Annotated in this window: 16 protein-coding genes; 12 read left to right on the top strand and 4 right to left on the bottom strand. The window is 42.5% G+C overall.

Annotated elements, in window-relative coordinates; genetic code table 11:
* Positions 1–75: 75 nt before the first annotated feature.
* Positions 76–1,014, bottom strand: a complete 939-nt coding sequence (locus CDG76_RS11950; protein ID WP_094349215.1) for an NAD-dependent epimerase/dehydratase family protein — start codon at positions 1,012–1,014, stop codon at positions 76–78.
* A 305-nt stretch (positions 1,015–1,319) separates the two neighbouring features.
* Here CDG76_RS11950 and CDG76_RS11945 point away from each other — a divergent pair, with 305 nt between their 5' ends.
* The 8 genes from CDG76_RS11945 to CDG76_RS11905 all read left to right on the top strand — a co-directional run bounded on the left by CDG76_RS11945 (position 1,320) and on the right by CDG76_RS11905 (position 9,281).
* Positions 1,320–2,474: a glycosyltransferase gene (locus tag CDG76_RS11945; RefSeq protein ID WP_094349410.1), complete on the top strand. Its 1,155-nt coding sequence runs from the start codon at positions 1,320–1,322 to the stop codon at positions 2,472–2,474.
* Between the two features lie 98 nt (positions 2,475–2,572).
* The gene (locus CDG76_RS11940; RefSeq protein ID WP_094349214.1) at positions 2,573–3,328 is read left to right on the top strand and encodes a sugar transferase; all 756 of its coding nucleotides are present in this window, start codon (positions 2,573–2,575) and stop codon (positions 3,326–3,328) included.
* A gap of 469 nt (positions 3,329–3,797) precedes the next feature.
* Positions 3,798–4,877 (top strand): GDP-mannose 4,6-dehydratase, encoded by a 1,080-nt coding sequence (gene gmd, locus CDG76_RS11935; protein ID WP_094349213.1) that lies wholly within the window; start codon positions 3,798–3,800, stop codon positions 4,875–4,877.
* A gap of 23 nt (positions 4,878–4,900) precedes the next feature.
* Positions 4,901–5,845: a GDP-L-fucose synthase family protein gene (locus tag CDG76_RS11930; protein WP_094349212.1), complete on the top strand. Its 945-nt coding sequence runs from the start codon at positions 4,901–4,903 to the stop codon at positions 5,843–5,845.
* Positions 5,846–5,917: 72 nt separating this feature from the next.
* Positions 5,918–6,493 carry a 5-formyltetrahydrofolate cyclo-ligase gene (locus tag CDG76_RS11925; RefSeq protein WP_094349211.1) on the top strand — a complete coding sequence of 192 codons (576 nt, stop codon included), beginning with the start codon at positions 5,918–5,920 and terminating at the stop codon, positions 6,491–6,493.
* A gap of 38 nt (positions 6,494–6,531) precedes the next feature.
* Positions 6,532–7,542 (top strand): catalase family protein, encoded by a 1,011-nt coding sequence (locus tag CDG76_RS11920; RefSeq protein ID WP_094349210.1) that lies wholly within the window; start codon positions 6,532–6,534, stop codon positions 7,540–7,542.
* 407 nt (positions 7,543–7,949) lie between these two features.
* Positions 7,950–8,213 carry a hypothetical protein gene (locus tag CDG76_RS11910; protein WP_143854074.1) on the top strand — a complete coding sequence of 88 codons (264 nt, stop codon included), beginning with the start codon at positions 7,950–7,952 and terminating at the stop codon, positions 8,211–8,213.
* Positions 8,214–8,447: 234 nt separating this feature from the next.
* The gene (locus tag CDG76_RS11905; RefSeq protein WP_094349207.1) at positions 8,448–9,281 is read left to right on the top strand and encodes a carbohydrate ABC transporter permease; all 834 of its coding nucleotides are present in this window, start codon (positions 8,448–8,450) and stop codon (positions 9,279–9,281) included.
* A gap of 157 nt (positions 9,282–9,438) precedes the next feature.
* On the opposite strand, the gene CDG76_RS11900 is transcribed toward CDG76_RS11905, so the two are convergent.
* The gene (locus tag CDG76_RS11900) at positions 9,439–10,092 is read right to left on the bottom strand and encodes a sugar transferase (RefSeq protein WP_094349206.1); all 654 of its coding nucleotides are present in this window, start codon (positions 10,090–10,092) and stop codon (positions 9,439–9,441) included.
* Between the two features lie 354 nt (positions 10,093–10,446).
* Positions 10,447–14,547, bottom strand: coding sequence for a hypothetical protein (locus CDG76_RS11895; protein ID WP_094349205.1), 4,101 nt, complete (start codon positions 14,545–14,547; stop codon positions 10,447–10,449).
* Positions 14,548–15,140: 593 nt separating this feature from the next.
* Here CDG76_RS11895 and CDG76_RS11885 point away from each other — a divergent pair.
* From CDG76_RS11885 to CDG76_RS11870, 4 genes are all read left to right on the top strand, one after another.
* Positions 15,141–15,842 carry a Crp/Fnr family transcriptional regulator gene (locus CDG76_RS11885; protein ID WP_094349203.1) on the top strand — a complete coding sequence of 234 codons (702 nt, stop codon included), beginning with the start codon at positions 15,141–15,143 and terminating at the stop codon, positions 15,840–15,842.
* A 13-nt stretch (positions 15,843–15,855) separates the two neighbouring features.
* Complete coding sequence (locus CDG76_RS11880) at positions 15,856–16,596, top strand: DUF2232 domain-containing protein (protein WP_094349202.1); 741 nt, start codon at positions 15,856–15,858, stop codon at positions 16,594–16,596.
* An 84-nt stretch (positions 16,597–16,680) separates the two neighbouring features.
* Complete coding sequence (locus tag CDG76_RS11875; RefSeq protein ID WP_094349201.1) at positions 16,681–17,946, top strand: nicotinate-nucleotide--dimethylbenzimidazole phosphoribosyltransferase; 1,266 nt, start codon at positions 16,681–16,683, stop codon at positions 17,944–17,946.
* A gap of 295 nt (positions 17,947–18,241) precedes the next feature.
* Positions 18,242–18,838 (top strand): PEP-CTERM sorting domain-containing protein, encoded by a 597-nt coding sequence (locus tag CDG76_RS11870; protein ID WP_094349200.1) that lies wholly within the window; start codon positions 18,242–18,244, stop codon positions 18,836–18,838.
* 126 nt (positions 18,839–18,964) lie between these two features.
* Here CDG76_RS11870 and CDG76_RS11865 read toward each other — a convergent pair whose 3' ends face one another.
* Positions 18,965–21,052: a di-heme oxidoredictase family protein gene (locus CDG76_RS11865; protein WP_094349199.1), complete on the bottom strand. Its 2,088-nt coding sequence runs from the start codon at positions 21,050–21,052 to the stop codon at positions 18,965–18,967.
* Positions 21,053–21,470 lie beyond the last annotated feature (418 nt).

The following is a 21,470-nucleotide window of genomic DNA, read 5'->3' as shown; positions in this document are numbered from 1 at the left end:
GTAGCCAAGCCAGTTGCTAATGGGGGAAACCCCCATTAGCAACTGGCGTGCGAATTCTATGAGACTGTTGGCTACTCACAACGCTTGTAAAATCTCCTCATCTACAGAAAAATCAACATCAGCTTTATCTTTTGCATTAGCCAAATAGTCATTTTCCAGAGAATCTTGCAACCCAGAAATCAAATCATATTCAGGATGCCAGTTTAATTCTGTTTGCGCTTTATTCACCGAAGCAAAGAAATGCTGCACCCGCATGGGAAAAGCTTTGCGTTTGCCGAAATCAAACTTTTTCGGGTCGTAGTGGACAATTTTGACAGCATCAGGTGATTTGCCAGCCGCAACAGCACTAGCACGGGCTAAACCATCAAAAGTGACAAAGCGATCGCCAGAGATATTATAAATCTGCCCTACGGCTTGTTTATTGCCCAAAACCTGAGTCATTGCCAGCGCCAAGTCTTTTACATGACCTAGCTGCGTGATATGCAAGCCATTTCCGGGGATAGGAATGGGGCGATCGCGCACAATTCTGTCAAAAAACCAGCCTTCCAACTCATTATAATTACGAGGCCCGTAAATATAAGTAGGACGAATAGAAGTAAAGGGTAAGCCCAATTGAGTCAGGTAAGCTTCTGTTTCATGTTTACCCTTATGGCGACTTTTGGGATCTACAGCATCACCTTCTATGTGTGGTAATTGATCGGATTTGAGATAAACTCCCGCAGAACTCATATACACAAAATGTTGCACTCGGTCTTGAAAAATTTCTGCTAGTGGTTGAGTATCAGTAAGTTCACGCCCGTTATTGTCAAAAATGACATCAAAATTTTCTTGTGATAACTTTGCTTTTAATTGAGTAGCATCAGTGCGATCGCCTATAATTTGTCCTACTCCCTCTAAAGAAGGTGCTGGCCGATTCCCACGATTGAACAGCACCACCTCGTGTCCTTGTTCCACTAGTAGCTGAGTCAAATAGACACCAATGAACCGAGTACCACCCATAATCAGAATTCGCATAAATTCACCCTTTCTATATCAGTTGTTGTTAAGGAGTGGGCAGAGACGCGATTAATCGCGTCTCTACTGGGGAGATGAGGGAGATGAGGGAGACAATGAGAATAATCAATGCCCAATGCCCAATGCCCATGCCCAATCTGAGGTTATCAGGTTACAGCATCTATCTGGAACCTCTGGGGAAAAGATTGCGTCCCATTTGCTAATCTAGGGCGCTCCCCGTTAATTAATCACAAGGAGAAACTTTTCAGTCGGAGTCTAAGAAAACTATCTTCAATTTTGAATTTTGAATTTTGAATTGTTTAGCTGTGCCCTTGAAATATGCTCTGGTTCATGAGTGGCTAACCCCTAAAGCCACCGGTGGTTCAGAACTCGTTGTACGAGAAATTCTGAATCACATTGATGCTGATTTGTATGCCCTCATAGATTTTGAATCCAGCAATAGAGAAAGTTATTTATATAAGCGTCAAATTGGCAAGACGTTTCTTCAGAACTTTCCCTATGCCCGCAACGGTATACAAAAATACTTGCCCTTGTGGCCCTTGGCAATTGAACAACTTGATTTGCGGCATTATGATGTAATTCTGTCTTCATCCCATGCTGTTGCCAAAGGAATCCTTACCACTCCCGAACAGATGCATATTTGCTACTGTCACAGCCCTATGCGCTATGCCTGGGACTTGACCTTTGATTATCTGCGCCACAGCAAACTAGGTAATGGTTTACCTGGATGGGTGACGCGATATTTATTACATCGTTTGCGCCAGTGGGATGTATTGAGTGCCAATCGTGTTGATTACTTCATTGCCAACTCGCAGCATACAGCTCGGCGGATTTGGCGTTGCTATCGGCGAGAAGCAACAGTCATTTACCCACCAGTGAATATTGCGGAATTTCCGTTTCTGTCTGAGAAAGAGGACTTTTATCTGACAGTTTCTCGGTTAGTGAGTTACAAGCAAATATCGTTGATTGTCAAGGCTTTTAATCAACTAAAACGACCATTAGTAGTCATTGGTACAGGAGATGAAATGAATAAGATTCGCGAGATGGCAAACTCAAATATCCAAATACTCGGTTGGCAACCCGATAATGTGGTAAAAAAATATATGTCTAAGGCTAAGGCGTTTGTGTATGCAGCTTGTGAAGATTTTGGTATTGCCCTAGTGGAAGCACAAGCCTGCGGCACGCCAGTAATTGCTTATGGTGCAGGGGGTGCTTTAGAAACAGTGCGAGATATCCGCTCTGATCCGGATACAGGGACAGGTATATTTTTCAAGACGCAAACAGAGGCGGCTTTGGTGGAGGCAGTAGAAAAGTTTGAAATGTATGAGGGTTCGTTCAATTCCGAGTATATGCGATCGCACGCCGCGCTGTTTTCACCGCAAATCTTTGCAGATCGTTATCTAAATTTTGTAAACAAGTGCAACGAAAAACACCGTTTTCGGAATGATGGTGTTGATTAACGTCTAATTTTTTTAGGCTTTTGGCAATTTCCCCCAGAAGCATCTCATTTTGGCTTTAATATTGGGACTATGTGTGGTGTGGATTATTAAGGAGTATGATGACTGCCCAGAGCTCACTCCTCTCCGGCAAGCGAGGCGTAAGGCAAGACACTAGAGCGTCTACGCGTTTCTTAAAACGCGGTCAAAAAACAAAGACGCCAAAAGTTAAGCCCAAAGGTTTATCTTTTCAGGGTTTAAACGGAGAGTTTGCCAAACGACTGTTCGATATAGTGTTTTCGCTGTCGGTATTAATTTTGTTCTTCCCCGTCTACTTAATTTTGACCTTGCTGATTGCCTTTAGCTCAGAAGGGCCAATTTTTTATGTCCAGGAACGGGTAGGGAAAAATTACAAAGCGTTTAGTTGTATTAAATTCCGAACAATGGTAAGCAATGCGGACGAAATCCTCATGCAAATGATGGAAACATCGCCCGAATTGCGGCAAGAATTTGAGAGCAGTTTTAAGCTGAAACAAGACCCCCGTATTACCAAAATTGGTCGATTTTTGCGAATTACTAGCTTAGACGAATTTCCCCAGTTCTGGAACGTTTTAAAAGGGGATATGAGTGTAGTCGGTCCCCGACCCTTGGTAGCAGAGGAACTGCCAAAATACGGTTGTCACATTGACGAGATTTTAACAATCCGTCCAGGAATTACTGGTTTGTGGCAGGTATCTGGGCGTAATGACATTCCCTACCCTCGGAGAGTCCAAATAGACCTGCATTATGTCAAATTTAGAAACTTCTGGCTTGATTTATGGATCATCTTGAAAACTGTCGATGTGGTAATTCTACCCAAAAATAACGGCGCATACTGAGTAACTACTTAGGGTGGATTCTGTGGGGCAGTTAATGCCCCTAAGTACAATTCTCCCCTCAAACTAAAGGATTGCTCATTTTTGTTTCTATAATTTGTGCTTTTCTACTTATATTCAGACTTCTGTAAGTGTGGATCTTTGGCACTTTTGCCAGAGGTCTAATTTTAAAATGGCTATTTTATTAAGTCTTCATAAAACTAGAGATATATGAAGTTTTGACAAAAAACAACAACATACATAAAAATAATCTCGACCTATCTGGTAGAAAATATACATAATATAATCTTGAGCTATCTAAATATTGGACTTACGTGCTAGATTACTTTTTGTTAAGTATATTTATTTACGGAAAAAGTCTCCTAACCACAAGAACTCGTAGGTTTCCCATTAGGCAATTCAGCAATTAATTGCTAGGTTGTATCAGATTGGCTGTAAATTTTTAATCAAAGACAATAAGGGATAATTGAGTATGACGCAACAGAAGCGAGCGTTGATTACTGGTATTACTGGACAAGATGGTTCATATCTAAGTGAGTTTTTGTTGGAACAAGGTTATGAAGTTCACGGCATCATTCGCCGGACTTCTACCTTCAACACAGACCGTATCGACCACATCTACGAAGACCCCCACAAAGAGGGAGTACGGTTGTTTCTTCACTACGGCGACTTGACGGATGGTACAACGTTACGGCGTATTTTAGAAGAAGTAAAGCCAGTAGAAATTTACAACCTCGGCGCTCAATCCCACGTCAGAGTCAGCTTTGATTCACCAGAATACACAGTAGATGCAGTAGGAATGGGGACATTGCGTCTGTTGGAAGCAATTCGAGACTACCAGCATCGTACCGGAATTCAGGTGCGATTTTACCAGGCGGGTTCTTCAGAAATGTACGGTTTAGTACAAGCAATACCTCAAACTGAGACAACACCCTTTTATCCCCGCAGTCCCTATGCCTGTGCGAAAGTTTACGCTCACTGGCAAACTATAAATTATCGTGAATCTTATAATTTATTTGCTTGTAACGGTATACTTTTTAACCACGAGTCACCACGGCGGGGTGAAACCTTTGTAACCCGCAAAATTACTAGAGCCGTGGCTGGTATTGTTGCTGGTAAGCAGAAAAAGATTTACATGGGTAATCTAGATGCCAAGCGAGATTGGGGCTATGCAAAGGATTACGTCAAAGCAATGTGGTTAATGTTGCAGAAAGACCAGCCAGACGATTATGTAATTTCTACTGGTGAAACCCACTCGGTGCGCGAGTTTTTAGAATTGGCATTTAGTTATGTGAATCTTAATTGGCAAGATTATGTAGAGTTTGATGAGCGTTACCTCCGTCCATCTGAGGTAGAGTTGTTGATTGGCGATTCTACCAAAGCACGGCAGAACTTGGGCTGGGCACCATCAGTAACCTTTGAAGAACTAGTTTCCCTAATGGTAGAAGCAGACTTACAAGCATTGGGTCATACTTCACCCAATGGAAAAGGTTCGCAATTTCCAGATGACATTGCGACTATTCGTCAAACACTGGGCGCTTTGCACTTCTGATTCGGCATTACAGAGGATAAAATATGACCGCCTTAGAACTAAAAAATAAACGCATTCTAGTCACTGGTGGGTCGGGGTTTCTAGGCCGTCAGGTGATAGATCAACTGTGTAAAGCAGGAGCCGATCGCGAGAAAATTACAATACCGCGATCGCGCGATCAAGATTTGCGTGTTTGGGAAAATAGCCAACTTGCAGTTGACCAGCAAGACATAATCATACATCTAGCAGCTCATGTTGGTGGCATCGGTTTGAACCGCGAAAAACCCGCAGAGCTATTCTACGATAACTTGATCATGGGAACCCAGTTAATTCATGCTGCCTATCAAGCTGGAGTAGAAAAATTTGTTTGTGTTGGCACAATCTGCGCCTATCCCAAATTCACTCCAGTGCCATTCAAAGAAGACGATCTTTGGAATGGCTACCCAGAGGAAACTAATGCCCCTTACGGAATTGCCAAAAAAGCACTTTTAGTTCAATTGCAATCTTACCGTCAGCAGTACGGTTTTAATGGGGTTTATTTACTGCCAGTAAATTTATATGGCCCGGAAGATAACTTTGACCCTGGAAGTTCCCACGTAATTCCAGCATTAGTTCGCAAAGTTCACGAAGCCCAAATTAATGCAGAAAAGCAACTTGCAGTTTGGGGTGATGGCAGTCCTACCCGTGAGTTTCTCTATTCAGAAGATGCAGCGCGGGGGATTGTTATGGGGACTCAATTCTATAACGAATCGGAACCAGTTAACTTGGGAACCGGTTATGAAATCTCCATCCTTGATTTAGTAACTCTAATTAGCGAATTGATGGAGTTTAAGGGTGAAATTGTGTGGCAAACTGACAAGCCTAATGGTCAACCCCGCCGCTGTTTAGATACTGAACGGGCCAAGCAAGCCTTTAATTTCACGGCTCAGGTAAGCTTTGAAGAAGGGCTAAAGAATACCATTGAGTGGTATCGTCAACACGCTGGATAACAATGTTCTGTTCTGGTGAATGTAGAGTAATACAAGCTGGGTGATGCCCAGCTTATTTTTTTGACTATTTTTATGGACAAAGTTAATCATCAACTAAATAAAGTAGAATTGCGCCGCACTCTACTTAAAACACGTCAATCAATGTGCTCTGGAGAATGGAGAGAAAAAAGCGATCGCTTATGCTCTCATTTACAAAACTCTACTTTGTTTACCCAAGCAAAAACAATACTCGCTTATTTCAGCTTTCGCCAAGAACCTGACCTCAGTCCCCTATTTGCCAACACCAAATACCGTTGGGGATTTTCTCGCTGCATTAATAAATCCCTGTCTTGGCATATTTGGACACCTAACGATTCTATCCAAAGCGGCGCTTATGGCATTATTGAACCACACCCCGACGCTCCAATCTTAGATGCTGCGAAAGTAGATTTGATTCTTGTACCCAGTGTAGCTTGCGACTATCAAGGATATCGTTTGGGTTATGGCGGCGGATATTACGATCGCTTGCTCAGTTTACCGCAGTGGCAGACAAAGCCGACTATCGGAATTGTCTTTGATTTTGCCTATTTGTCCCAAATACCGATTGAGCTTTGGGATAAACCATTACAACATATTTGTACGGAAACCGGATTGACTCGAAAAGGTTGAAGCGTTCAGGATAATGAAGACATCTCATAAAATGTTTTATGACTAACCCAATGTCATCTACCACTGAGCAAGAAGCAATAATTGACGATATTATCGCAACGAGCCTCCAAGCTCAACAAAAAAACGGCCCAGACCTCCGTCAAATTCATAGCAAAAGTCATGGACTGCTTTGGGGAGAGTTTATTATTGAACCCAATCTTCCTGAAGACCTGAGAGTAGGTTTATTCAAAACGCCCCAAACCTATCCTGCGTGGATTCGGTTCTCTAGCGGTGGTTCGCCTCAAAAGCGTGGTAAATTCAACTCCGATAGCCAGCCTGATGTTCGCGGTATTGCCATTAAGGTGATGAATGTGGAGGGGCAAAAAGTCCTGGATGATGAAGAAAAAACCCAAGATTTTATACTTAACAATTATCCTATTTTCTTGACTAAAGACGTTCGTGATTACGCCGATCTTTCCCAAGCAGGTAGTGGACAACTTAGCCCAGAACGGCTGGAAGAACTTGATTATGCCTTTGCTATCTTGCAAAAAATTGGTAGCAAAAAGGTAGGAAATCCACTTTTGATTCAATATTGGAGTATGGTTCCGTTTAAATTTGGTGAGCTGATTGTAAAATTATCTGTCAAATCTCAACAGCCTGAACAACCACCAGAAACACTTCCAGAATCAGAAAATTACCTTAGAGAAACGCTGGTAAAATATTTGACTGAAGAAGGTCGAGAAGCGTCTTTTGACTTTTTAATTCAGTTTTATGTAAATGATGATAAAACGCCGATTGAAGACCACGTTCAGGAATGGCAGGAAGCAGATTCACCGTTTATTAAAGTTGCAACTGTTCGCATTCCCAGTCAGAAGTTTGACTTTGAAGAACGCAAACGTTTAGATGAGGGTATATTGTTTTCTCCTTGGCATACACTTCTAGAGCATGAGCCTGTTGGAAGTGTGAATCTCTCTCGCAAGAGGCTTTACAGCGAACTTGCAAAGTACCGGCGAGAACAAATTGCCCAACGTTCGCGGGAACCACAACCTTATGTAGCGGTTGAAGATTAACTACTATGAATTGGCTTCAAACTGCAAGAGGAACCGTTGAAAGCTGTGTGTAAAAACTCTGACTTGATACGAATTAAATCTGATTAGTGAGAATTGAAATACCAAGATTCCCGACTTTTTAAATAAGTCAGGAATCTTGTTTTTAAGGAATGATTTTAACGTGAGTTCGACAAGTCTTATTTGACCTCTCCCCCAGCCCCTCTCTGACGCGGAGAGGGGAGCAAAAAGCTTAATTTTTCGTTTCTCCTCCCTTTCCGTTTCGGAGAGGGAGGCTGGGAGGGAGAGGTTCATCGAACTCACGTGATTTTAAGACTGCTATAGATGGTTTTTATGAGAATAATGGCTTAAGAATATGATAAATATTTAATTTGTGCAACATAATGCCTTTTCTAAATTGGGTACAAACTATGAATAAAGATAATGAGTTAACTGAAAAACTGAAGAATATATTGACTGAATCCGCAGATCAAGAATCTGTCATTAAGTTCTTGAGATTGAGTAATTATTCAAAAAGCAAATCAATTGAAATTTTTAAGAAGGCTTTGGGTATTTCTTATTATGAAGCACAAGACATGATTCATAATAGTCAAACATGGAGTGATGTAAAAGAATATGACGAAAAACTAATCAATGACTTCTTTGATATTCTGGAAGGATTAGGGAGTTCATAAAGTGAAGAGACTTAATTATATTGATATGTGAATAAATTCAATAACTGAATTAGGCTAATTGCTTTAAACAGATTTTTGATGATAGGTTAGTATAAAGTTAATCAAATTCTCAAGTAAAGCTATGTCTGACTCAATTCAGTATGTCACACTGCTGAAATTTTAACAGTTAATACTTTTTATTTTGAGCAGATCATTATTTAATTTTCAAAAAAGATAATTTCCTATATTAATCAAATGCTGAACTGGAAAAAATCACGATCGCAGATTCTAATGTATGCGCTATTGGGAGCGATCGCACTGTTGATGCTCTTTCCTTTACTATGGCTAATTAGTACAGCCTTGAAATCGCCTACGGAAAATATTTTTCAGTCGCCGCCACAGTTGCTACCCAGTCAACCGACACTAAATAACTTCTCTAGTGTGTGGAACTCTTTACCTTTTGGACAATACCTGTATAACAGTACCTTGGTGTCAGTACTGACTGTGGGCTTAAATCTACTGTTTTGCGCCTTGGCTGCCTATCCGTTGGCCAGATTGTCGTTTGTCGGGCGAGACTGGATTTTTGTAGCGATTGTCTCTACGATTATGATTCCTTTCCAAATTGTGATGATTCCCCTCTATATTTTGACAGTCCAGATGGGTTTGAGAAATACTTATTTAGGGATGATTTTTCCGAGTTTAGCTTCTGCTTTTGGTATTTTTCTGTTGCGCCAAGCTTTCATGAGTGTCCCCAAAGAAATAGAAGAAGCCGCTCGGATGGATGGCAGCTCAGAGTTAGGATTGTGGTGGCATATTATGTTACCGGCAGTTCGCCCAGCACTGGTAACTTTAGCTATTTTTGTATTTATTGGTGCTTGGAGTGACTTTTTGTGGCCTTTAATTGTCATCCAAGACGAAAATTTATACACTCTTCCTTTGGGAGTTGCAAAGCTAGCAGGTACATTTTCCCTTGACTGGCGGTTGGTAGCTGCTGGCTCAGTGATTGCGATCGCCCCAGTATTATTACTATTTTTGTTTTTACAACGTTACATTGTACCCACAGAAACAGGTAGCGGCGTTAAGGGTTGAGGCCCAATTCAATAGACTTCTTGCATGAATCAATGAGCTTTCACCCTAAATCCCTCTCCCAAGCTTGGGAGAGGGACTTTGAAATTGTCTCCCCTTCTCACAAAATTGGGAGAAGGGGTTGGGGGATGAGGGCTAGTTTTGTATTCGTGTAAGAGGTCTAATAAGCACCAGTCTTTTTAAATACCACCCAGATAGTTTTAATAATCAGACTCAGGTCATAAGTTACAGACCACTTGCGTTGATAATCCATATCCATTTTCACAATGGTTTCAAAGTCTGTAATGCTGGAACGCCCATTAGCTTGCCATTCTCCGGTAATGCCTGGTTTGACTCGCAATCTATCCCAGTGGTGTGGATCGTAATTACTGACTTCATCAGGAGTAGGTGGACGAGTACCAACTAAACTCATGTCCCCTAATAAAACATTCCAAAATTGAGGGAATTCATCCAAGCTAGTACACCTCAAAAATTTACCAACAGGAGTAATGCGAGGATCGTCAACAGATTTAAAAATGTGACCTTTGGCTTGGTTCTCAACCAAATGCTTGAGTTTATCAGCATCGACTATCATGGAGCGGAATTTCCAGATGCGGAAAGTTTTTCCGTTTAAACCACAGCGAATTTGGGAATAAAATATTGGACTTGGCTCATGAATAAAAGTAGCAATTGCTACGGGAATTGCTATCATAAATGTAACAATCAGCCCGACAATGGCTCCAACAATGTCAATTAATCGTTTTCTCACGCTTAAAGTTGACGGGTGTGAAGGCTGTTGCAAACAATTAACTGAATAAAGAGAAAGATTATTCACAAGGGCTAACTTAGTTTTATAACAGGAATTTTTACATTAGTAGTGTAGACATAGACATGATTGTTGGGCGATTTTTACTACTCTTGTCGTTACTACCGAGTGTTAATATACACAAATTTTAGCCGATATAAAAACCAAAAACCAAAAATTTACAGAATCTTTCAATTCAAGTGATAGATTGTAAAAATACGGTATTTTATCCATCTAATAACAAAGATACTACTATCGTACACACCGAAAAATCACTGTCCTGAAGTATTAGTACTAATAGTACTTTGCAAAATTCCAAATGCTTACATTATGAGCATTTGGAATTTTGAGTAGTATTCTTCTTTCTAGCGCGATCTGCTAGTCTCAACGATCGACCTCTAAAGCGAAATTCACCGTATATGGTTCCTCTAGTGATTGCTGATTACTAGCCTTAATTGCATCTAGATAGCGACGCAAAGACAACAATTGTTGAGAATTGGGACGATAAGTGAGACTTCCTTGTTTTTCAAAAAGTGGTGCTGTGGCGATCGCCAGATAGTCAGGATTTTCTTGCGAACTCTGGGTAAGCCAAGTTGATTCTGTGACTGAAGGTATCAAACCGGAAGGCAGTTCACCTTCCAAAAAAGCCAGCAGCCGTTGCTGACAAATGCGAGTATTGATCCCACGACCCTCAAATAACTGGATAACTTCACCGAAAGATAAAGGACGTTCTGGTAGCAATCGCAACAATTCTGTAAACAAGAAATAATCAGTGTATTGTTGTCTGGGTATATCTAAAATCTGGGGATGCAGAGGCAGCATCGCCAAACCATAAGCCACCCGACTGCAATTGGGAGCGCCGTTTTCGCCGAGATATAAATCTTGAATAATCTTAGTGCTGGGAAGTTTTTGCCGTAACCAGCGGTTCACTGTCCCGACACAAGCCACTCCCCCAGTCAGGATCGCTTGATTAATGGCTTCTGTGGGGATACCATGAGCTACCAATAACTTATTAAGTTCTCGGTTCAGGCGGCGGACAAAGGGAATAAATACTTGGCTTTCTAAGTCTCGTCGCTGCAAAACCCACCGCTGATCGGCCAATTCTAGGGTAAAAGAGTCTTGGTGTTGCAAAATCAGCTTTAGGGCTAATGCCGCATCTAATACCGCCTGTCCCAGTAGAGAACTTTCTAGACGCTGCTGGAGACGAATTCGAGCGGTGATATCTGGTTCTCCGACTCTAGGTAGTTCTAATTCTTCCAACCCTAAAGTCTGCCAACGCATTTGGTCTAAACCGGGAATTGACGGTTGCCATTGCCAAGGATTACTTGTGGTAGTTTTGCCATCGCTTGGTGTTTCTCTTCGTGATTGCCGAGATTTCGGTGGTAATAGCAGCTGACAAATTATATCTTGTTCAATACCCTTGCCAGCATAAGCAAAACTGTGGAGCATGAAATCACTGTATGTCAATTGTTGCAAGCTTTCTGGTAGATTTACCAGCAACATTTCTGTGGCAGTTGTCCCAATGTTAATCACAAGGGTGTTGCCAACAATGGGATGTTCGCTAGTTTTTGCTGGATGATTACCTTGAGCATCGCTTAGTTTTACTTGCTCACCATTAACAGCATCAAGTTCCGGGAGTAGACTAGCGATCGCTTCTTCGACAAAAAATACTTGCTGCGGATGTTGAATAAGTTTGCTAGTGAGTAAAGCTTCCCGCACGTTAAAGCGGTATTGTTCCGACCAGCTAGATGGACAGGTACAAATTACACCAGCAATATTATTGATAATCTGGGGAAAATCTTGTTCGCCGATCCCAACAGCGGCAGCCACTAAACTAGGGGTGGTACTTGTTTTTTCGGATTTGAGAGTTAACAGTAATTTAGAGAGCGATCGCACAACCCAAATCAAAGGCCCTGCCGAAAATTCATTTAATTGCAAAACCGGTTCCCATTTCTGTCGTTCACTCTTGTAGGGAATGGCTACTTGTAGATAGGGCTTCAACTGCGCCGAGTACAGATTATTTTTCGTCGGATCTGCTGTCGATTTTGGTGTTGTAGGAGTAGTAGCCGAGCGATCGGGCGCTTTATCTTGGGCAACAGCCGCAGGTGCTGTCTGTTCATGTGCCTCGATAGTTTCGTTTTCACCGTGGGGTACAGAAGCAATAGGCAGATAAACCTCTGTTGGTAAACGAAACGATTGCTGAAAGGAACTTGTTCCCGGCGGATTTTCTGCTGACCAGTAGATAGGATGTACAACAAAAGTCGAGCGATTTAATAATGCGGCGGAAATTCCTGTTGTACCTAAATCAATTCCTAAATACCAGACTGATTCTAAAACATTGGGTGAAACTTCTGGATTATTTATGGAGTTGGCAATTGGAGGTAAAGAACTTTCTGGAACAGGAGTTGTGACTTCCTTTTTTTTTTCAGTTTCTACCTGGGGAACTGCCAAACTGGAGAAAGCAGCAGCTGATGTATTCTCTACTATTTGGGGATTTTCAAGGGCAGTTGTGGGGATTGTGTCTTGAATGCTATCAAGTAGTTCCGAGAAAACACTCAAGTTGTTATCTGGCTGCGACTCAGAATTTAGCTGCCGATCGAAATTAGCCAAATCTCGATCTAATTGCTGCAACTGTTCTTCATCTAAAGAAATATCTGGTACGGCTGGAGACTGGTTTGACTCAATAGAAAGTAAGTTTTCTTGGGGTGAAGCAGCAATGTAGTTATCTGAAGACAGTTCGGAGCGATCGCTGTTAATTAATACTTCCGATGTGGTGATACTTTCTCTGCGATCGGGCAGCGTGTCGTAGACAGACGCTTCGGGAACAGTAGGCTCTACCAACGAAATTTCTGCTACTTCTGGAGTCACTGGTACTGTGGTAGTGGCATCATCCAAAAAAGATGAGACTTCCAGCAGTTGCAGTTCACTATCGTCATCAGGCAATAGGTCAGTTGCTGTAGTTGTGGCATTATCCACAGAAGATGAGACTTCCAGCAATTGCAGTTCACTATCGGCATCAGGTAATAAGTCAGTTAGGGTATTAATTGTATCAACGCTAGCTGGTTGAGTGCCGATTTGTGGCAAGCTGTCTATTTGTGGAGTAGAGAAGCTAAGAGGTGAATCTAGGTCAGTATCTTCTTCAAAAAATAGTTCTTCCTGTGGCTCTGAGGAATCTGTGGTTTCGCCTAAAGTCTCTTGGATTGAAAGACCCGTATCTGGTGTTACAACCGCAGAATCCACAATTGGAGAGACAGGTGGGACTTGTGCGATGTTCAACTGTGATGGAGAGGCTGTAGAAGCAGATAAGTCATTGATGGGAACATCGAGGCTGAGATTATTAACATCACCAGCATCAAACAAACTGGCGTAAAGTTGGTCTACTTCATCACCAATTGCCGCAGAAATATCTTCCGGTAATTCGGTCGGGGTTTGAGAATATTCAGATGAGTCTACGCCAAGCTGCAACAGCACTGCATCTAGATCCTCTGTAAGGGTAGTTTCCTGTTGCTCAATTGCGAGTGGAGATGAAGTTTCTGGCTGTATAAGCTCCAAGGATTGGGGCGCAACTCCAGCAGCAATCTCGGCTGGTTCAGTCAATGATGCTAGTGTCTCAGATTCTCCTCCCAGCAAAGATGACTGCGAACTAGGGGATTCTTGTTGCAAATGCTGGGTCAAATTGTTGACAAAGCTAGCCATCAGCTGTTCGCCTTGCATCCCCTTGCTATGCATTCTTACCAGTGCTTGGGACAGGGATTCGTAATAAGTATTAATGTTACGCTGTAGTGCTTCAAAGACTACATTCACCGTTCCATCTAGTGACAATAGGCGTTGATCTAACTCCCTAGCTAGCTGGGTTAAGCGCTCCACATCGTTAGAGGATTCTAATAAAGATTGAGTTGCAGAGGTTGCGTAATTAATTCCTCCTGAAGAACTGGCGAAATTTTCCCTCGTTTGTCCAATCAGTGGTGTTAAAGTTGGCACAAGGCGACTCATGAGTACCTGTAAAAACTCGGTAATCATTTGTTCCTGGTTTGTCAACTGCTGCGCTAAGGAGTAGTTTTGCAAACGCCTTTGTTCTAGTTGCCGAATTTCTTGTATGAGAGTGGCTCGCTCTTGCAAGAGCAATTCTAATTCCGATCGCAACGGCTGAATCAATCTCGAAAATTCATTATTTAATTGTCCTGCGCTAACAGTACTTTGTTCCTGACTGGGTTCGAGCGGCGGTAGTGGATACTGGTTATTACCACGATCGATAAATTTTGTTAACAAAGGCGATGGCGGATCTTCAGAAGACTGATTTGGGATGCCGCTCTCTGATGCTTCTTTTTCTTGTAACCTCACCAAGAAGTCGCGAATTCGCTCTAAAACTTCTTTAGGCTCTTGCGCCTGACCAGACAGAAATCTAGACAGGCGCTTGCCACCACTGGCAAGTAAGTTGTCAATGTCTGCGATCAGCTTTTGAATTTCATCTGTACTAAAAGTCACTTTTCTACCTTATATATAAATCTATGTCAACTTATGTGAACAATTACTTTACAATCACCGTACCCCTATGCCTGGATTTCTCACTTGTGAGAAATCCAAGGGGTGTGGGAGGTGTGGGAGGATGGGGAAGAAGTCTTACCCCCCACANCCCCCCACACTCCTCTTCCCCCTTTGCCTACCATCCCCGTGTCTCCTTGTCTCCCCCTCTCCTTGTCCTCTTCAGACAGCCTTTGCTCGAAAAGCTTAATTTTGCAGGTCATTGGTCGCCTATTTTTTAAAATCGCTAAAATACCTGAGCAATAATTTACTCCCTTTAGTATCATTAATGTTGTTTGCCTATATTCATAACTAATCAAGTTTGCAATACAGCTAGCCCCTAAGCAATCCAACCGCAGGCTATAAACTACTTTTTGCAAAACTTTTACCCCGTTTAAACTTATAGGTAAAGATTATTTAGAAAAACTTCTTGTCGCTTTCTTGTGTAGCATAGTTTAGTTTTTTCTTTGAAAGGGAGCTGTGCAATGATAGCTTAGGCTACAAATGGCGCTCCTGTTTTTTGTGTGTACATAGCAGCTTGAATTAAAGATGTCGTAATGGAAGATCGATATAGCTTGCAAGCACAGGCTAATTCCTGGATGATCGCCTCCGCTCCCTTTTTTCAAGGGTTGCCAGAAACTGCTGTGGAATCAGCCCTCACCCATCTCGTTACCCGCACTCACCCAGCCAATCAGGTGATTCTACTGGAAAATGACTGGGGTGGTTCTGTGTATTTTATTATGGACGGATGGGTAAAAATTCGCACCTACAATCTGGAAGGAAAAGAGGTAACGCTGAATATTATTGGCAAAGGTGAATTGTTTGGTGAAATGGCGGCGCTAGATGAAGCACCTCGATCCACGGATGTGATTACCTTGGCCCCAACGGTAATTGGTAGTATGCCTGCTCAGGATTTTGTCAAATTACTTCAGATAGAACCATTGGCGGGAGTTCGATTGGCGCAACTCATGGCACGACGTTTGCGGCAAGTCAATCGCCGATTGCGGTTGCGGGAATCTGATAGCCAGTCAAGGGTAGCAGATACATTGTTATTTTTGGCAGAAGGACAGGGAAAAAAAGGGCAAACCGGAACCGAAATCCCCAATTTACCTCATCGGGAATTGAGTAGTTTGAGCGGACTGGCGCGGGAAACGGTGACACGAGTATTGACAAGGCTAGAAAAAAAAGGCTTGATTAAACGGGATCAAGACACTATTTGTATTCCCGATTTGTCAGCCTTAGAAAGAATGATCGTTTAAAAACTTCTCAGATATGAGTATTTTAGATTCTCTCCCAGATGAACCGGAGGAAGATCCATCCTCTGAATCTCCAACTCCTCAGAATCATTGGTTAGATAAAGAACAGCAGTTAATGCCTCCTCAAATCAAAGCTGATGCACCCTTGAGGATGGTGGAAACGGCATTTTTAGCCAGTACCGCTAGCTTAATTTGGTTTATTAATTTTTACTTTCCTTTGGGCCCAGTTTTGCGGATATTTTTTCCAGTGCCGATCGCTCTAGTCTATCTGCGTTGGGGCAAACGTGCGGCATGGATGGCAGCACTCACCTGTGGCTTACTGCTGACGGTATTGATGGGGCCAGCCCGCAGTTTGCTGTTTGTCATGCCCTACGGGTTCATGGGCGTTCTTTTGGGCGCTACATGGTGTCGTCGTCGTCTTCCCTGGATTGTTTCTATTACCTTGGGTACGCTGCTGGGTACTTTGGGAGTTTTTTTTCGGCTGTGGTTGTTGTCTGTTTTATCGGGTGAAGACCTATGGATTTATGTGATTACCCAGGTGACTGAGTTCATTGAGTGGGTATTTTTTAACTTGAGTTTGTTGGCGAGTCCCAGTGTATTTTTGATTCAAGTGGGAGCGATCGCTTTAATTATACTCAACAACTTTATCTACCTTTTTGTGGTACATCTGGCAGCATGGTTGCTTTTTGACCGTCTGGGCAACCCGATCCCCCGCCCACCACACTGGGTACAAGTTCTCATGGATTATGAAGGATAGTTATTTGTCATTTGTCATTTGTCATTTGTCATTTGTCATTTGTCATTGGTTAAACGATCAGTCCTAACTAATAACCAATGTCCCATGCCCAATTCCCAAATTAGTATTTATACTCAAAAAGAACAGGGTGAACAATGGCTACGGAAGTATCGTGGTTGTTTACCCATATTTGCTTGTGTTTTAGGATTTACTGAAACTGGTTTAATTCCAGGGATTTCAGCAGCTGGTCGCACTCCAGAGGATCGGAAATATACAGCTTGTGCCGATGCTGAGTTTTTGTATTATGGCCCAGAACATAAAGCCCAATATCCCTTACCACCATTGTCCGCTGGGGCTTCACCTGTGCTGATTTCTCGCGCTGTATTTGAGTCACTAAAGATACCAATTAATTTATTTAATGCTGGTTTACCCCAGCCTCCTGCTGTGCCAGTAATTGATTTGGGTGGCGCTCCTGCTAAGTGTTTAAGTGGAGGTGCTGCTATGGAAATTACAACGGTACATCACTTGTTTGAACAAGGGCTACTTTGGGGAGAACGCCTAGCTGCCAATATCCAACAGGGGTATCTGATTGTCGGTGAGTGCGTCGTCGGAGGTACTACAACTGCCCTGGCAATCTTAACTGGTTTAGGTATAGATGCTGCCGGAAAAGTTAACAGTAGCCACCCTGTTTGTAACCACGCGCAAAAGTGGGCACTAGTGCAAGCTGGACTGGAGAAGATGAGGGGGAACAGGGAGCAGGGGAGGCAGGGGGAGCAGGGGGAGATAAACTTCCAATCTCAAATCCAAAATCCAAAACTTGTACTGAGCGTTCGCGCAGCGTCTCCCTTAGGAGAAGTCGAAGTATCTAAAATCCAAAGTTCTGTAGATCCCCTACAACTGGTAGCCGCCGTGGGCGATCCGATGCAAGTGGTGGTAGCTGGGATGGCGATCGCTGCTAGCCGTAGCTGTGGTGTGATGCTGGCTGGAGGGACGCAAATGCTGGCTGTTTATGCGTTGATGAGTGCGATCGCTCAAGCTTACGCCTTATCATGGCAACCAGAAGCAGTAGTTGTAGGCACAACCCGCTGGGTGGCTGAAGATCCTACTGGCGCTACAGTTGACTTAGCCCTCAACTTAGGAAAAAACAGCTTAACTCCGACTGGAGGAACCCCTCCCCTATTTGCAACTCATCTAAGCTTTGCTGACTCTCGTTATCCCCAACTAAGAGCTTATGAGCAGGGCTTTGTCAAAGAAGGTATGGGTGCTGGAGCCGCTTGCATAGCCGCCCATCTTAGCCAAGATTGGCAGCAACACCAACTTTTGGCAGCCATTGAAGCCCAACTTGAACGGCTAAGTACAGCATCTCATTAATTCTTAGCGAATTAAATTCGGCAAGACTCTGCGCCCCACCAAAGTTATAGGCGGAGGTTTCCTCCGATGCTACTTCTCTCTACGTTTAAACAACGCTACAATTTTACGCAAAGCTTTACTTAGCCAAATCAACAGTTAATAATCTAATCGTTATTCAAATTGCATCTGCGTGTTTCCCGAACTTTTGATCTCAGGAAGCCAGAAGTTCCTGACTTGTCTGTGCGTAAGAGCGTCTTTCTAACAATTTGAACTATGCAACTTTGTTTACCTTCTTGTTTTTCAGGAGAATTATCTGATGAAATTAGTAAAAAAGTTTGCTATTGCTACCACTAGTGCTGTTATCGGTATTACTGGTGTCGGTGCATCTTCTGCGGCACAAGCTGTACAGCTATTTGGTTTTCAGTACTCTTTTCCCAGTGATGAACCAAATAGTACAGTGATTTCCGCTAGCGGCATTCTTACCACCACCGATTTAGATCCTATAAAAAACAATTACACAATCACAGGAATCAGTGGCACAAGGAAAGGCCAAGGAATTACTGAGACAATCATCGGGTTGCTCTCACCAGGTACATATGGAATCAATGATAATCTCTTAAATGCGAGTACGCCCCTGTTAACCCAGAACGGTTTTTCTTACCTGGTTTCTGGAAGCGGAGAAGACGGAAATGGGAACGTTAACGTATTCTACAGTAGTTTCAATGAAGGTTATTCAGAGCTTTCAAGCGATGTAGATTATGGCAGCTTTAGTGTCGTACCACGTCCTGTTCCCGAACCCTACACAGTAACTGGTTCATTGGTTGCTCTTAGTTTTGGCTGGTGGACGAAGCGAAAGCAAGCACTAGCTTCCCAGAAGAAGCCCCATAAAAATATCTATTTGTTAGATTCATAGTGCATCTGCGATCTAGATTGCATTAAAATGTGCTTGCTATCCTACTTTTACAGTAATACCAAGTCGCGTTTATGATATATCACTAGACGACTTGGTATTAACATAGGATATTAGCTGTAACTAAAATTAAAAACTTCCAGGATTGTCATCAAGTGCTAGCAAGAAATTAATCAGGTCTGTTTGCTGATTGGAATTAAACCCAGACTGTCTATCTACATAGAAATAATGACCAGTGCCATCAAGGTTACTACGCACTAAACTAGGGTTAGCTTTGTTAGCTTTCACAACTAAGGCACGAAGATTACGATCAACCAAAGCACGCAAGCTGCTAGCTGGATCGGCAGGTATACCTCGGCTGAGAGTGCCAGAAAGCCCTAAGCCAGTCTTGTCAACAACCGCGATCGCATTTGAGTCAACTTTCAGGCTTCCTGCTCGTACTGCTACACCACCATCATGCAAATATGGTGCGCTTAGATAAAGACCACGCAAGGAGGTAGTTTTGTAACCGCCTTTTGGCAATATACCTTTGGGTAGAGTTGTGGGGCTATCGGAGATACCCTGTGTTGGTACATCCAGCACTTCAGCCTTAGCAGGTATGGGAACTGGAGTGTTAAAAGTGTAGAGCTTGGGCGGTACTAACAAATTACTCAGCCCCAAGCGAGATTGGGCACGAGCTGGGTTAGTACGTATTTCATCAATTGGATGAATTTTGTTGTCAGTGAAGAATGGTGGAATATGGCAAGTTGCACAATTAGCTTTCTCAAATACTTTTGCGCCACGCTTAACAGAATTGCTGTTCAACGCTTGCCAGTTTTCCGAAGTCTGGTTAGCAGGTGGTACTAAGCTATTTTGAAAAGCAGACATGGCGTTGCTAGCAAATAAGAAAGTGCCGCTAGCCATATCAGCTGGCTTTCCAGTATTGGGGCTGAAAACCAAACCGTTAAAAGTCAACAAACTAGGTCGTAGGTTTGGGTAAGTTCCTGTACCAGGAACAGAAATTTGGTCTTCTAATTCTGCTTGTGTGGGATTTGGTACGATCTTCCGCAGCCATTCAGAGGGTTTTACTATCACTCCTTCTGGTAAACGTAGGCTCTTAACGGCAGCGTTTTGAAGAAATGTACCAATATAAACCTCTGGGTCAATACCAAGAGTATCTGCACTGAGTTGAGCAGCTGCCAACAGATTGATTTCTGAAGAGTGAACACCATTATTAAGAGCGCTTAGTCCAGCAAATGGGCCAACGGCTCCTTCTCCTGATGCTGCATAAGGATGATTTTTAAACGTGAAGAGACTGGGGATTTGAGTAGTGTTTCTAATACCATCCGGTGAACTCTCAAAATGACCGAAAGGTACATCTAGCACAGCATCATCGAAGGCTTTTTCAAACTTTTCAGGATCAGGTAATTCTACTTTATTACCTTTACTGTCAATAATCGTCTTGCCATTGCCTTTGTATTGTGAGTCTAGAGGGTTAAAGTTTAACCGTGCAAACCCTGCGGCTGTATTTGGTGATAAGGCAATGAACAAAGGGATGGCAAGTTCCCCATTAGGTACTCCTGAAAGAGTTTTACCATCACTAGAAAGGGTTGCATGACAAAGCGCACAGGTAATGTTGCCACCATTAGGTGTGGTTCCTACTGCAACACTCTGTCCCTTTGGAATTTTTAAACCTGTAGGAATAACAGTCCCTTTGGGAAAAGTTCGACTACCTATAGTTAAATCCTTCTGGAGAGTAATTTTTAGGTTTGTCGTTGATTGTCCGCGCAAATTAGCGATCGCTACACCTAATTCATTCGATATCTTAGTGAAGCCTTGCCCTAAACCAAATACCCCTTGCAAACCAAATGTATCGCCAATCTTCCGGTTCAAGAATATATCTTCACCTTGGGCAATTAATTCCTTATTAATTTTAACTGCCCCCACCCGTTGATAGGAAATGGGGTTATTAGGATTGAGTCCCTTATTTGCAACTAGTTGTGATGCTTCTTGAGGACTCAGCAGTTTGCCGAAATAGTCGTAATAGCCTGGCGGTTGAGTAGGAGCAGGTTGCAAAAGGTCAATCTTAGCTAAAGCTATCTGGCTCATCATCAACCAATTTGATAACAAGATGCCAAAAACACTAATGATAAAAACGCAGATTAATAAGAAAAGCTTGGTTTTTGAACCATACAATACCCTAAGAACACCAGTCTTAGGGTTTTTTTTTTGTTTCATAGTGAGGTACTCACTAAAATCTATAACGTAGATATATCATACTCTTACGTAAATATATGTAATAATGTGTTTAAGTTTTTTATCAATTTTATGGCTGGATTAGTTACTTATACTTAAAATATATAAACCTATTCCATTAATAATATTTACGCTATAAAGCTTAAGCTTATTGAGATTGAAAACGAAAAATTAAGGTTTTCAAGCACATTTTACGAAAAGAAGTAGGGATTATGAGAATAGTGGGATAGGTTCATGGACATAAAGCCATGATTTGAGGGAGCATCTCAGTTTTGCAAATATACCTGGCGATTAGAAATCGCGGCTATACAAACTAAGTCCGCCTACGCGGACTTAAGAAATTGGAAACCCGCGTAGGCGGGTTTTGTCTGTGTAGCCGCGAATTCCATGAGACTGTTGG

Origin of the sequence: Nostoc sp. 'Peltigera membranacea cyanobiont' 210A, assembly GCF_002246015.1 — a bacterium.
Taxonomy (GTDB): domain Bacteria; phylum Cyanobacteriota; class Cyanobacteriia; order Cyanobacteriales; family Nostocaceae; genus Nostoc.
Note: the sequence above shows the minus strand (reverse complement) of the source record. Positions and strands in the feature narration are given on the sequence as shown.